This window comes from Armatimonas sp. (assembly GCF_043757465.1).
Classification (GTDB): Bacteria; Armatimonadota; Armatimonadia; order Armatimonadales; family Armatimonadaceae; genus Armatimonas.
The window spans coordinates 15,389-28,058 of record NZ_JAYVPL010000111.1 but is presented as its reverse complement, the minus strand read 5'-3'; the positions used below and the strand labels follow the sequence as shown (position 1 = coordinate 28,058).

General features: G+C 58.0%; 13 protein-coding genes. 10 read left to right on the top strand and 3 right to left on the bottom strand.

Annotated elements, in window-relative coordinates:
- Positions 1–6: 6 nt before the first annotated feature.
- From ACH2ED_RS15005 to ACH2ED_RS14990, 4 genes are all read left to right on the top strand, one after another.
- Positions 7–1,890: a DUF3857 domain-containing transglutaminase family protein gene (locus tag ACH2ED_RS15005; protein ID WP_395092674.1), complete on the top strand. Its 1,884-nt coding sequence runs from the start codon at positions 7–9 to the stop codon at positions 1,888–1,890.
- A gap of 79 nt (positions 1,891–1,969) precedes the next feature.
- Positions 1,970–2,656 carry a serine O-acetyltransferase EpsC gene (gene epsC, locus ACH2ED_RS15000; protein WP_395092671.1) on the top strand — a complete coding sequence of 229 codons (687 nt, stop codon included), beginning with the start codon at positions 1,970–1,972 and terminating at the stop codon, positions 2,654–2,656.
- Positions 2,657–2,765: 109 nt separating this feature from the next.
- Positions 2,766–4,016, top strand: coding sequence for a VanW family protein (locus tag ACH2ED_RS14995; protein WP_395092668.1), 1,251 nt, complete (start codon positions 2,766–2,768; stop codon positions 4,014–4,016).
- 34 nt (positions 4,017–4,050) lie between these two features.
- Positions 4,051–4,491: a hypothetical protein gene (locus ACH2ED_RS14990; RefSeq protein WP_395092666.1), complete on the top strand. Its 441-nt coding sequence runs from the start codon at positions 4,051–4,053 to the stop codon at positions 4,489–4,491.
- A 4-nt stretch (positions 4,492–4,495) separates the two neighbouring features.
- Here the strand turns inward: ACH2ED_RS14990 and ACH2ED_RS14985 are convergent, their stop codons facing one another.
- Positions 4,496–4,894 (bottom strand): endonuclease domain-containing protein, encoded by a 399-nt coding sequence (locus ACH2ED_RS14985; RefSeq protein ID WP_395092663.1) that lies wholly within the window; start codon positions 4,892–4,894, stop codon positions 4,496–4,498.
- A gap of 100 nt (positions 4,895–4,994) precedes the next feature.
- Between ACH2ED_RS14985 and ACH2ED_RS14980 the strand changes: the two genes are divergently transcribed.
- Entirely contained in the window at positions 4,995–6,887 is a 1,893-nt protein-coding gene (locus ACH2ED_RS14980; protein ID WP_395092661.1) for an amylo-alpha-1,6-glucosidase, read from the top strand.
- Between the two features lie 35 nt (positions 6,888–6,922).
- On the opposite strand, the gene ACH2ED_RS14975 is transcribed toward ACH2ED_RS14980, so the two are convergent.
- On the bottom strand, positions 6,923–7,546 hold the full coding sequence (locus ACH2ED_RS14975; protein ID WP_395092659.1) for a superoxide dismutase: 624 nt from the start codon (positions 7,544–7,546) through the stop codon (positions 6,923–6,925).
- Positions 7,547–7,670: 124 nt separating this feature from the next.
- On the opposite strand from ACH2ED_RS14975, the gene ACH2ED_RS14970 reads away from it, so the two are divergent.
- The 5 genes from ACH2ED_RS14970 to ACH2ED_RS14950 are packed head-to-tail and all read left to right on the top strand — an operon-like array spanning position 7,671 to position 11,702.
- On the top strand, positions 7,671–8,249 hold the full coding sequence (locus ACH2ED_RS14970) for an RNA polymerase sigma factor (RefSeq protein WP_395092732.1): 579 nt from the start codon (positions 7,671–7,673) through the stop codon (positions 8,247–8,249).
- An 11-nt stretch (positions 8,250–8,260) separates the two neighbouring features.
- Positions 8,261–8,866 (top strand): hypothetical protein, encoded by a 606-nt coding sequence (locus tag ACH2ED_RS14965; protein ID WP_395092657.1) that lies wholly within the window; start codon positions 8,261–8,263, stop codon positions 8,864–8,866.
- A 3-nt stretch (positions 8,867–8,869) separates the two neighbouring features.
- Positions 8,870–10,096: a hypothetical protein gene (locus ACH2ED_RS14960; RefSeq protein ID WP_395092654.1), complete on the top strand. Its 1,227-nt coding sequence runs from the start codon at positions 8,870–8,872 to the stop codon at positions 10,094–10,096.
- Positions 10,097–10,099: 3 nt separating this feature from the next.
- Entirely contained in the window at positions 10,100–10,693 is a 594-nt protein-coding gene (locus ACH2ED_RS14955; RefSeq protein ID WP_395092652.1) for a uracil-DNA glycosylase family protein, read from the top strand.
- A complete protein-coding gene (locus tag ACH2ED_RS14950) occupies positions 10,683–11,702 on the top strand; it encodes a glycoside hydrolase family 76 protein (RefSeq protein WP_395092651.1) in 1,020 nt (339 codons plus the stop codon). The genes ACH2ED_RS14955 and ACH2ED_RS14950 overlap by 11 nt, the downstream gene beginning before the upstream one ends.
- On the opposite strand, the gene ACH2ED_RS14945 is transcribed toward ACH2ED_RS14950, so the two are convergent.
- Positions 11,653–12,570: a LysR substrate-binding domain-containing protein gene (locus ACH2ED_RS14945; protein ID WP_395092648.1), complete on the bottom strand. Its 918-nt coding sequence runs from the start codon at positions 12,568–12,570 to the stop codon at positions 11,653–11,655. The two genes, ACH2ED_RS14950 and ACH2ED_RS14945, sit on opposite strands and share 50 nt — an antisense overlap.
- Positions 12,571–12,670: the final 100 nt, after the last annotated feature.

The window sequence follows — 12,670 nt, the reverse complement described above, 5'->3', positions numbered from 1 at the left end:
ATCTCCATGTGGCTTCCTACTCCTGCACTAATCTTCGCTCAGCCCGATGTGGCGGAGCTAAAAAAGCTTCTCGCGGAGGCACCAAAAGCCGCCGAGTATCCCAACGCGGCTAAGGCGACGCTCTTAGATCTTGCGGATATTACCGTGCGGCCCGACGGCTCCGCGCGTACGGTGACGCGCCAGGCGATAAAAATTCTTAACCAGCGCGGACGAGAGCAGGAAGCGGAGATCAAAGTTCCCTACAACGGCAGCTACGAGACGGTTAAGCTCATTCGGGCGCGGACGCTGCGGCCCAATGGCCAGATCGTGGAGGTCAAGCCCACGGAGGTGCGCAATGGCGCTGCCAGCGAGGGCTACGATGATGCGAAAGTTCTCTCGTTCTCCATGCCCGCTGTCGAGCCGGGTTGCTTAATCGAGTACGAGTATGTCACGGAGCAGAAGACCTCGCCGCTGCCCGGTCACTTCTGGTTTCACTGGTACTTCCAGGGTGGCTTTGATCCCGTGCAGCTCACGCGCCTGCGGGTGACGGTTCCCAAGTCGCTCAATCTGGCACGGCAGCTTCGTAATAGCACCATTGAGCCCACGATCCGCCCGAGTGCCGACGGTAAGAGCGTGACGTATGCCTGGGAAGAAAAAAATGTCGCTCCCCTCAGCACCGAACCGCTCATGCCTCCTGTCGAGCGCCAGCTCCCCAAGCTCACCGTTTCCACCGTCCCCAACTGGCAAACCGTCGCCGACTGGTACACAAAACTCGGGCGCGATGCCCTGCAACCCGATCCCGTGGTATCGTCACTTGCTCGTGAGCTGACCAAGAGCTGCCGCACCGACGAAGAAAAGGCACGCGCGATTTTTTACTATGTCCAGGAAAAAACCCGCTACGTTGCCATCGAGCTAGGGATCTCCGCCTACCAGCCTCGTCCTGCGGGCCGGACGCTCACGGTTCAGTACGGCGACTGCAAAGACATGGCAACGCTGCTCGTGGCGCTCCTACGGGCAGTGGGCCTGAGCGCCTATCCCGTGTTGCTCCAAGCGGGGGAGCCTTTTGCCCAGCAGACCGAGCTCCCCTCCCCTCACTCCTTCAACCACGCCATCTGTCAGACAAAAATCGGGGAAAAGACCTACTGGCTCGATGCCACCGCGCAGGTCTGCCGATTTGGTGACATTCCCCAGGCAGATCGCGGGGTCGAGGCGCTGGTCATCAAAGACGGCAAGGCGGAGTTTGAGACGGTTCCCGAAGCCACTCCCGAGCAGGCAACGACAGATCAGACCGTCCGCCTCGTGCTGGATGCTGAAGGAAGCGCTAGCGGAACCGTTGCCCTCTCCGGCAACGGCGACTACGAGCTCGCTCTGCGGGCGAATCTGATCGTGAAAAGCCCCGACGAGACGAAAAAATACACTGAAGCACTGCTGGGAATCATTGGGGTCAACCCAAAAGTGGAGAGCTACCGTCTCTCGGAGCCGAGTAATCGCGACCTGCCTCTGACACTCTCGGCGAACACACGCTTCCCCACCTGGGCGAATGTGAGTGGCGAGCTTCTGCTTTTTAAGGCCCGCCCCGACCAGGCGAGCTCCCCCTTCGCCTCGCCGTTCACCGAAGACAGCCGCCTCTATCCGATCTACCAACCCGAGCCACGCCTGATGCGCTCGACACTGGAAGTCACGATCCCCGAGGGCTATAGCTATTTGTACGTTCCCAAGTCCAGCGCGGGGCAGAGCCGCTTGGGGAGTTTCACGCGAACCGTCCAGCAAGAGGGCCGCAAACTGACAATATTGATTGAAGTGCGAGACCAGCGTGTCACCGCTCCGCCCAGCGAGTACGCGCAGCTCCGTCAGTACATAGACCGCTATTTACGCATGTACAGTGAGTCCGTCATTGCCAAGAAAGACTGAACCCACCGGCGCCTTCTGGGAATCCTGCTGGCAATTGCCGCCTGATCTTTTTAGGGTCAGGTGATAAAATAGCTGCTATATGTTTGCTCGGCTCCGTGAGGACGTCGCCACAATTTTTGAGAAAGACCCCGCCGCACGAAATCTGCTGGAGGTATTTACCTACGCGGGGCTGTGGGCCGTTCTCTACCACCGGCTGGCGCATCGGCTCTGGCTCCTGAAATGGAAGACTCTGGCGCGCTGGGTTTCCCAATGGTCGCGCTTCATGACAGGGATTGAGATTCATCCGGGCGCGACTATCGGGCGGCGCTTTTTCATAGATCATGGGATGGGTGTGGTGATTGGGGAGACGGCGGTGATTGGCGACGATGTTTTGATGTACCATAATGTCACTCTTGGGGGAACCAGTCTGGAGAAAACAAAACGTCACCCTACCATTGAAGACGGCGTACTAATTGGGATGGGGGCCAAGATTTTGGGTAATATCACTGTGGGTGCAAGAGCCCGCATCGGCGCCAATGCCGTCGTGATTCGCGATGTCCCCCCCGACTCGACGGCGGTAGGAATCCCGGCACGTATTGTCGGTCAGTCCATCATGTCTCCGTCGTCGTCCGTGATGGATGCCAGCCTCAACGCACCGGACCCCAATGCGGAAGCCCTTCGTTTACTCCGCGAAGACATGCAGTTACTAGGTCAGCGCCTGAGCACACTCGAAAACAAAAAAGAGCCCGAAACTAAGATCCCTTTCCCCACGTCTAACTCTCAGTAACCCCAAATAACTCTAAGATAAAATCAGAATGACTAGCGCAGAAACGACATTAGATGCAGTAGAAACTGTAGCCGACGCTCCACGACGTTCCCGTGGCTTTATAATTGGCATGACAGCGGCTCTTTTAGGCCTTGGGGGTACAGCTAGCTTTGTTGGTCTGTCTTACTCCCGCACCCTGCCTGATAGTACGAAGATTGCGCCGGGGGTCTCCGTGGGAACGGTTCCCGTGGGCGGGCTCACCCGTGAGGAAGCTCTGGAAAAGACTCGCTCTTGGGCACGTGAGCGCCTAACAGATGCGATCACGCTCGTTGCTCCCGTCACGGAGAAAAAGTGGGCAGTGACAACTGGAGAGCTCGGTGGGCGTTTTGACTTAGACACGGCGCTGGACGCGGCCTGGCAAATCGGCAAAGACGATAACTTCTTTGAGCGGCTTTACCACGGCAACAAAGAGCGTGATTTGGTCATCACGCCGGACTTCAAGCTGGATACGACAAAGCTAGATGCCCACTTGGCCAAAATCGCCAAAGCCGTCCGCAAGCCCGCTAAGAATGCTACCGCAAAAATGGATGCCAAAGGCGCTCTAGTACTGGCGGAGCGGGAACAAAAAGGAATCGAGCTCAACCTAGAGGCGACCAAAGCAGCACTCCTGAAGAACGGGATGGGGGCGCTCGCCGATGGAGAGAAGGCGGAGCTTATCGTCAAGGAAGAGGAGCCCAAAGTCACTGGGGACGACCTAGGGAAGATGGGAAGCCTCCTCGCTGCCTTCACCACGGACTACGGCGGCTCCCCGGGGAACCGAAAGGCCAATGTGGGTCTTGCTGCCTCGAAGATCAATGGGACACTTCTGGGGCCAGGGGAGATTTTCTCCTACAACGGCTGTGTCGGGCCACGTGAGACGGAGCTGGGCTGGAAAATGGCACACCAGTACCAAGATGGCCTCGTGGTTGATGGCGTCGGGGGGGGGGTATGCCAAGTCTCCACCACACTCTACAACACGGTTCTCCTGGCGGACCTGAAGATCGTCGCGCGCTCGAATCACTCTATGCCCGTGGCCTATGTCCGCCCAGGCCGCGATGCAACAGTCGCCTACGATTCCACGGATTTTAAGTTCCAGAACTCCACGGACGGTCCTATTTTTGTGGGAGCGAAAGCCAATGGCGAAACCCTCACGTTTCGCATCTACGGAACCAAGCCCCCTGAGCGCAAGGTGCTCTCCATCTACACCGGCGAGCGGCGCTACAACGCCTCAGGGGGATCCTCGGTGACTAGCTACCGCAAAGTCCAGCTCCCCGACGGCACCACCAAGACCGAAAAGATTGATGATTCGTCGTACCGTGCCCCCGCCACGCCACGCCGTTGATTGAGTTGATTGAATGGGTTGGAAAGATACACAGATGAAACACGTGCGCTCTCTTGCTTTTGTAGCCCTAGGGTTGGTTCTCGGCCAGGTTCCCACCGTACATGCCCAGTTTGATAAGACTATTAAAGGCACGCTGATCTTGCTAGCGGTGGATCGCTATGGCAAAGATATCAATAAGTTCGTCAACGATGTGACACGCACTCAGGATATCGGTGATGAAGCCGTCACCCGTGTCGTCCCGATTTTGACGGTCGGCAATGGCACTTATGCGGGTGCTGCCCAGGTTAATGGCCCGCGCCGTTTAGTGGACACCGTGAAAGCCGTTGCGCAGATGGAGGGCGAGAAGCGCATCATCCAGCCCACGGTTCGCGTCCGTGGCCTGATCCCGGTGTCGGATCGCGCCGTCAAGAGCCTGGAGTCCCTCAAGCGCGTCCCCGGCGTCGGTGTCACCGCCACGCTGGAAGTGAAGCTGTAGCCCCCTAACCCCCGCCGGGCGGGGGGACAACAAGGTTTAGGGACGTGAGAATCTTGTTGAGAGCGGCGGGGAGCCGGTGTAGGACTTCGTGGTTGGTGAGGCGGACGATACGAAACCCACAAGCCTGTAGGTACGCATCACGCTCAGTATCTTTCTCTCTCTGAAATTCTTCATCATGATAGCTACCATCCACTTCGATAATCAGCCGATGCTCAGCGCAGTAGAAGTCAAAGATGTAGGTTTCGTAGCTGTGCTGGCGACGAAATCGCAGCCCACCCAGCCGTCTTCCCCGCAGCACCTCCCAAAGCGCCGCCTCAGCCTCCGTTGGCACATTGCGATTCTCTCTCGCCCAGTCATGAATTTCGGGCGAAGCGCCCCGCCAGTATTTAGGTTTTCGTTCCATCGCCCCTATAACGGCTGGCAACCACTCAATCTTACAGAATCACCAAAAAAAATCCCAAAAACCTTATTGTCCCCCCGCCGGGCGGGGGTTAGGGGGTAGGATGACCTTCGAAGAACTCGCCTCCAAAGAGTGGCTTCTGACCAATGGCATCGGTGGCTTCGCCTCAGGCACGCTCGCCGGATGCGCCACGCGCCGCTACCATAGCCTGCTCACCGTCGCGCTCGATCCACCCTCGGGTCGCCGAATGTCGCTGCTCGGTGGCCTCGATGAAACCGTGATCATTGACGGCACCGAGTACCCGCTCGCGACACACGTCTACGAAGACGGAACCGTCTTCCCCGATGGCTGGGAGCGCCACGCTAGCTTTGACAGGGGATACTTCGGGCCACACTGGCAGTATCGGCTACCCATTCCATCGCCTTTTGACGGACGTATCGCCCGAGTACCAGGGACGTATATTCGTAAGACGATTCGGTTTTATCCTGGCAAGAATGCGATCTGTTTCGAATGGCACCAGCTACCAAAAGGCGCAAGTGTACGAATCGCCCCCCTGATTTGCTGGAAGGATTATCATAGCGACATGCAGCGCTGGGAAGGCTTCCCCTTTCGGAGCGAGCCCTTTGAGAACGGCTGGCTCGTTCAGGCCACTCCAGATGCACCGGAGCTTCGATTTTACTGTCCATATGGGATTTGGGAACCTGCGGGCTGGTGGAACGACAGACTATTCCATCCGCACGAGGCGGAGCGCGGCTTCTCAGCAACGGAGAGCCTGTACTGTCCGGCGACGCTCACTATGGAATATAAACGGCTGATGCAGCCCTATTTAGTCGCCTCGATTGAGCCTGAACGCCCCGCCAAGCGTGATCTCCGCGATTCGGATGAGCCTAAGCCATCCCTGGAGCTTATTAAGAAGCGCAAGACCCTCGAAGGAAACCAACAGTGGCGCGAGGAGCGAGCCGCCGCAGAGTTCGTCGTTCATGCTCCCAATGGTCGAAGAACGATTCTCGCAGGCTATCCGTGGTTTACCGACTGGGGCCGCGATACGTTTATCTCGCTTCCAGGGCTCTGCCTGACGACGGGGCAGGCTGAAACAGCCCGACAAATTATCCGTGACTTTGTGCCGTGGGTGCGCGATGGCCGCATTCCCAATCGCTTCCCGGACAACAACGACGTGCCTGCCTACAACAACGTGGATGGGACACTGTGGTTCGTGCGCTGTATCGGGCTGTGCGGGCTGACCGAGGAGCTGAAAGAAACGCTGGACGAGATAATTTCAGCGCATCTCGACGGCACGGCTGGCGATGGGATTTTCTGTGATTCTGATGGATTGCTGCGGTGCGGCGACGATCACACGAATCTCACCTGGATGGACGCGAAAGTGGACGGGGTGGCGATTACGCCGCGTTTTGATCGCCCCGTAGAAGTGCAGGCGCTCTGGATCAACGCGCTGCATGTGGCGGGCGAGACGGAGCTTGCCGAGAAAGCCCAGCACGCCTTTCTGGCGCGTTTTGTACGTGCCGACGGCCTCGGGCTCTATGACTGCCTGCTCCCCGATGGCACGCCAGATTTCTCGATTCGGCCCAATCAGGTGATCGCGGCGGCGCTTCTGGATTTAGGAGATGTCGTAAACCGTGCCGTACTTTCCGTTGCCACCGAGCACTTGCTCACGCCGTATGGCCTGCGGACGCTCTCGCCCACCGACGCACGCTTTGCGCCGCGCTACGAAGGCGGCCCGCACCAGCGCGATAGTGTCTACCATCAAGGAACCGTCTGGCCGTGGCTGATCGGGAGCTTCTGCGACCTGTACCGTAAAATCCACGGAGAGAGCGCCGATGTCGGGCCGTTTCTGGAAGCACTCCAGAAACACCTCACCGATGACTACGGCCTCGGGGGAATCGCGGAAGTGTTTGATGGCGCGGCCCCGCACCGCCCCAACGGCTGCCCGTGGCAAGCCTGGAGCCTGGCGGAGGTGCTGCGGGCGAAAGCCCCCTAACCCCCGTCCGACGGGGGCTAGGGGATGGGCGGTAGCTACCGCGCTGCGTAAAGCTCGGCGACTTTGTCCCAGTTGACCACGCCCCAGATCGCCTCCAGATACTTCGGGCGGGCGTTGCGGTAGTCAATGTAGTAGGCATGCTCCCACACATCAATTCCCAGGATCGGGGTGCCCGTGCAACCGGCTACGGCGCTGCCCATGAGCGGGGTGTCCTGGTTGGCGGTGGAGACTACGGAGAGCTTGCCGTCGCCGTCGGTGACGAGCCAGGCCCAGCCGGAGCCGAAACGGGTTGCACCGGCCTTGTTGACCGCCTCTTTCAGGGCATCCAGTGAGCCAAAAGTCGCCGTGATGGCCTCAGCGAGTGCGCCCGTGGGAGCCGCCGCGCCGCCGGGAGTGAGGAGCTCCCAAAAGAGCGAGTGGTTCACGTGGCCGCCCGCATTGTTACGAACCGCACCTCGAATTCCCTCGGGCACTGCGGAAAGATTCGTGATGAGCGACTCCGCGCTCCAGTCGGCGACCTCGGTATCTTTGATCGCATTATTCAAGTTCGTGACATAGGCAGCGTGGTGCTTATCATGATGAAACTCCATGGTCTCCTGGGAGATCACGGGAGCAAGCGCATCATAGGCGTAGGGCAGTGCGGGCAGTTCAATAGACATAATTGTTTTCCTTTCAATACCCATTCCCTCGCAAGGCGGGGGCCAGGGGGTAGGTACAAAAAAATATACCCCAATTGGCAACAGAAGTTCGCGCTTTTTCGTTAAGCTATCGTCTATGTGTGTGATGACGGAAATCGAGCTGCTAAATCGAGCCCAGAATGGAGACGCCGAGGCGTTCGCACAGCTCTGTGAAGCGCACCGAGGCCGGATCTGGCGCACGGTCTCCAGCGTCGTTCGCCGCAAAGCGGATGCGGAGGATCTGGCGCAAGAGACAGTGATCAAGGCGTGGCAGGCAATGGGAAGCTACCGGGGAGAGGCATCGCTGGGCTCGTGGCTGACACGGATTGCACTGAACACGGCACATGATCATCAGAAATCGGCGTGGATGCGGCGGGTGCAGTTCTGGAAAGACGACCGCCCCGATGAGCCCGATGGAGCCTTGCCGATCCCTGAGCAAGCCGAACGCCAGGAGCAGCAGCGCCGAGTGCGCACCGCCGTCGCCCGTTTGGGAGAAAAAGAGAGAACACCGATCCACTTGATCTACTTCGAGGAGTACAGCATCGCCGAGATTGCGCGTCTTGAAGGGGTGCCAGAGAGCACCATTCGCAGTCGGGTTAAAGTGGGGCTGAAGCGGCTCTCTGGAGCCCTTTGCGAGAAAGAGATAGACAGTTGCCCCCCTCTTCAAATCGGAGAGGGGGCGTAAAAGGAGGACGTATGGAGATCGAAGAAAAACTCAAAGATGCCGCAGACTGGCGTCCGGGTTCTGAAATGCCCCTCGGACTGGAGCGGCGTGCCCTGGCCGGACGAGCGCGTCCGCCGCTGCGCCCCATCGGAATTGCGCGGCCCCGGAGTGTCTTATTCGCCACGGCAATGGCAGGGGCTGCCTGTATGCTGATCGTCGCACGGGTTGACAAGCTATTTCCTGAGGCAGAACCAACAATAAAACCGCACGTCGAACAGAAAATACAGCCAATGCCTAAGAAAACGAACAAACCGTCGGGGCTATTGCCGACAGGGGAAAAGACAATACCAGAAAAATCGGTGCAAGAGCCGAAGCATTTCGAGGAATCGTCAAGGCATTTTAAAGAAATACCGAGGAAAAAACAAGAATCTCCTCTCTTGCAGCGCTTTCCTGTGGCGGTGGAGACTCCCGGCGACTCGGTGGGTACGGGTAGCCGCGTTGCCGTCGAAGCGCCACTCTACACACCGGCCTACTATGCCCAGCCTTCCGCTGATGGGGAAAGCGTCCAGTACATGCCCGTGACGGTCGCTCTCGAAGACCCCGATGTTATCTATTCCGAATCTCAACAGGAGAACTAAACAATGAAACAACCACTTCTTTCTTTTTTGGCGCTTACCGTTGCCGTTCCCGCACTTGCTCAGGACACTGTCACCACGACCGGACAGGGAGCAGCACGTGGTACGGCGCGGGCTCAGAGTGCCACGACTAATGAGCCAGACTGGTTTAGCAAGACCATCAATATTGACTTCAAGAACGCAACTCTCGAAGATGCAATTAAGAAAATTTTGGAGGCGGCAAAAGTTAAGTTTGAGAAAATTGATGATCAGACCAAAGGCAACAAGAGCAAGCTTAGCCTAAAAATAGACGATGTTAATGCACGGGATGCGATGGCATCCATTAGCAGACTCTACGGTGCACAAGCCTTTATCCTTAACGAGGACGGCAAAACAACCGTCGAGCTTCGCAAGCGCACCACTGAGCCCACGGTACGTACCCTCGGTAGCAGCTTCGCCCCCTTCCCTAATTTTGGCGCAACGGGATTCGGCCCCGGTAGTGCCTATGTGCTAGGAACTCCGGAGCGCTACAAAGACCTCCCGACAACGAAGCTCGATATAGAGATAAAAGACGGAACGGCGCTGGATATCATCAAGCAGATCTGCGAGAAAGCGGGTCTAGAGTACGAAATTGAGGATGGCCTCAAAAGTAATGTGCAGGTCAAAATTACAATGAAGGGAATCTCCGTTGGAAATGCTCTGGACAATGCCGCGGGCTGGCTTGACTGCGGCTGGAAGGCCGAGAAAAAAGGCGACAAGATCAAGATCGCCTTCAGTAAGAAGCACCCTGGCCCTGGCTTTAACTTCCGGATGGGGACGGGTCGAACGGGGCAGGTTTTCAGTACTGCGGCTCCTAGCGTGCCCTTCTTAAATGATCTTCCCATCGTTGGAAACCTCTTTCGCTCGGCCACGCTTCCAAGCAAGCGAGTCTCCTTAGACAAGAAAAACACCGATGTGCGGGAGTGCTTCAAGGAGATCCTAAAAGATGCGGATCTGAGCTACGCTCTCGCCGATGATCTTCCCACGGATGCCAAGTCGTTCACCTTCTCCAATGTTCCGCTCTCCACGGCGCTTGACATGATCTGTGAGAGTATCGAGGTGGGCTGGGTTTCTGAGAGCGGCCCCGATGGCAAGCCGGTGATTCGGATTGGCAAGCGCTACAAAGGCCGTAGCACAACCCGCTCCAGCAGCAATCTCTCGTCGTCCACGACACCACGCCCACGGCGCATTCCGATAGATTTCTTGCTACAATAGCGCGTGACCGAGCTAGAGGTTTTGCAGCAGGAGATTCGTGCCTGCAATAAATGCGTTGGGGGTGGGTTTCTGACCGAAGCCCGCCCTCTCGTTTTGGGTCAGCCGGGCGCGAGTATCTTTCTCATCGGACAGGCTCCCTCCCGCACAGACCATGAGTCGGGTAGATTCTACGAAGGCCCAGCGGGTCGCAAGCTCCGTGGCTGGTTTTTGGAGGCAGGCTTCGACGAATCCGACTTTGGGACGCGCATCTACGCCGCCGCGATCACCAAGTGCTTTCCTGGGCGGAATCCCGGCAGCTCGAAAGACCGGGTGCCCTCGCCCGCTGAGCAAAAGCTCTGCCGAAGCTGGCTCGATGCCGAGCTAGAGACAATCCAGCCGCGTGCCGTGGTGCTCTTTGGCGGGCTTGCCATCAAGACATTTCTCTCTAAAGCCCCCCTCGAAGAGCTGATTGGGCAGGTGTTCACAAAAGACGACGGGCGGATTTACTTGCCGCTCCCCCACTCGTCCGGGGCGAGCACCTGGTTAAATTCGGCGTATAATCAGACGCTGCTGGCCCAAGCGCTCGTGCAGCTCAGAAAGCTACAAAATGCCCTCTAATCTCTGGCGCGAGCGTGCACAAGCCACCACCGACTACTGCCTTAAGAGCTTCTGGGACGAGCAGGCAAAGAAATTCCGCCCCGCGACTCCGACCGATCCCCGTGCCCTTCCCTGGGAGTTCATGTGGGGCAATGGTGTCGCCTTCTCCATGCTGGTGGGCGCGGGTGATAAAGCGCGAATGGCGACGTTCTTCGAGGGCCAGCAGGGCTACTGGGACACCCGCGCGCTGATTCCAGGCTACGATGCCTATCTCTCATCTCCTGGCAACTCCGATAAATACTACGATGACAATGCCTGGATGGTGCTCACGTTTATCGAGGCCTACGAGAAAACCGGGGAGAAAAAATACCTACTTCGTGCCACTGAGGCACTGCGCTTTGTTCTCTCCGGCTGGGACGGAAAACTCGGCGGTGGCATCTACTGGCGTGAGGATCTCAAGAGCAAGAACACCTGTTCGAATGGGCCAAGTGCGATGGCGGCACTGGCTGTCGCGCGGCACCTTAATCCTCGCTACTACATTGCCTGGGCGCAGCGTATCACCGACTGGGCAAACGGTCGTTTACAAGATGCAGACGGCTTATTCTTCGATAATTGTGATTTAGGTGGCAAAATCGAGCGTACAAAGTGGACCTACAACGCTGCGCTCATGCTTCGCACAAACCTTAGTTTGTGGAAAGTCACCGGCGAGAAGCACTATCTTATCGAAGCGAATCGGATCGCTGTCGCGAGTGAAAAAGTGTTTGTGGAGCCGAGCACTCAAGCCTTCCGCGATGAAGCCAACTTCTCGCACTTATTGGTGGAGGCCTTTCTGGAGCTGTACCAGGAAACAAAAGCTCCCTACCTCCGTGCCCGCGCTGAGGCGTGTGGCAACTTCACCTGGACACACTTGCGAGACTCTGATGGCGGCCACTGGACAAAATGGCGAATGGAGAAAGATCGCAAGCAAATGCGAAAAACGCTCATGGACAATGCGTCTGTGGCCCGACTCTACTGGTTGCTAGCGCAATAAACGCCAGCAGCGGCACGGTGACATGTTTATCCCGGCGGCGCAAGAGCACGATATGGCGCTCCGGGAGCGGGACTCCAGTGAGTGTGAGGGCTACCAGCCGCCCCGCCGCCACTTCAGAAGCCACCGCGACACGCGGAAGCAACGAGATTCCTAGCCCTGCCTCGACCATACGCTTGATCGCCTCGACCGAGTCTAGCTCCATGGTCACACTCGCCGCCACGCCCGCGTCTGCAAGGACGTGTTCGGCGTAGGTACGTAAGTTAGTCCCCTCCGCCATGGCGAGAAGTGGCTCGCCGGCAAGCTCGGAGACAGTGGCACTGGGCTGTACAGCAAGTGCATGTCCAGGTGGCACTGTAAGCACCGTCTCGTAAGCGCCCAGCGATTCAGACAGCAATGCTCCCTCTAACTGCGTCGGCTCGCCCTCCGTCGTCGCCAGCCCGATGTCCACCGCGCCGCTCTGCACCAGCTCCCGTACCCGCGCTGAGAGCCCCGTACGGAGCGATAGCTCGATCCCCGGATGCGCCTGCCGAAAGCGCGTGAGCAGGGGTGGCAGGAAATAGGTCGCTAGCGTACTGGCTGCCGCGATCGTTATGCGCCCACCACGCCCCTCGGCCACCTCCGCCAGCGCGTTTTTCGCCTCGACTGTCAAGCGCAAAATCGGCTGAACAAACCCCAGGAGTAGCTCCCCCGCCGCCGTCACTTTGACACTCTTGCCCAGCCGGTCAAAAAGCCGCACACCCAGCTCGCCCTCCAGCGCCGCAATCTGCCGCGTCACGGCGGGCTGCGTCAAACATAATTCCTCGGCGGCTCGCGTAAAGCTCGCCCGCCGCGCCACGGTCACAAACGCCTCCAGTTGTCGCAATTCCATGTTTATTTCGCATTCATTCTATGAAATCAATTCATTGGAAGCATAACATAACACCAGGTACAATACAACCAAACCAATTTGTCCCCCCGCTGGGCGGGGG

Bases quoted from the DNA above. Each gene is read 5' to 3' on its own strand.
- ACH2ED_RS15005 (WP_395092674.1), top strand. From the start codon at position 7: ATGTGGCTTCCTACTCCTGCACTAATCTTCGCTCAGCCCGATGTGGCG.
- epsC (WP_395092671.1), top strand. From the start codon at position 1,970: ATGTTTGCTCGGCTCCGTGAGGACGTCGCCACAATTTTTGAGAAAGAC.
- ACH2ED_RS14995 (WP_395092668.1), top strand. From the start codon at position 2,766: ATGACAGCGGCTCTTTTAGGCCTTGGGGGTACAGCTAGCTTTGTTGGT.
- ACH2ED_RS14990 (WP_395092666.1), top strand. From the start codon at position 4,051: ATGAAACACGTGCGCTCTCTTGCTTTTGTAGCCCTAGGGTTGGTTCTC.
- ACH2ED_RS14985 (WP_395092663.1), bottom strand. From the start codon at position 4,894: ATGGAACGAAAACCTAAATACTGGCGGGGCGCTTCGCCCGAAATTCAT.
- ACH2ED_RS14980 (WP_395092661.1), top strand. From the start codon at position 4,995: ATGACCTTCGAAGAACTCGCCTCCAAAGAGTGGCTTCTGACCAATGGC.
- ACH2ED_RS14975 (WP_395092659.1), bottom strand. From the start codon at position 7,546: ATGTCTATTGAACTGCCCGCACTGCCCTACGCCTATGATGCGCTTGCT.
- ACH2ED_RS14970 (WP_395092732.1), top strand. From the start codon at position 7,671: ATGACGGAAATCGAGCTGCTAAATCGAGCCCAGAATGGAGACGCCGAG.
- ACH2ED_RS14965 (WP_395092657.1), top strand. From the start codon at position 8,261: ATGGAGATCGAAGAAAAACTCAAAGATGCCGCAGACTGGCGTCCGGGT.
- ACH2ED_RS14960 (WP_395092654.1), top strand. From the start codon at position 8,870: ATGAAACAACCACTTCTTTCTTTTTTGGCGCTTACCGTTGCCGTTCCC.
- ACH2ED_RS14950 (WP_395092651.1), top strand. From the start codon at position 10,683: ATGCCCTCTAATCTCTGGCGCGAGCGTGCACAAGCCACCACCGACTAC.
- ACH2ED_RS14945 (WP_395092648.1), bottom strand. From the start codon at position 12,570: ATGGAATTGCGACAACTGGAGGCGTTTGTGACCGTGGCGCGGCGGGCG.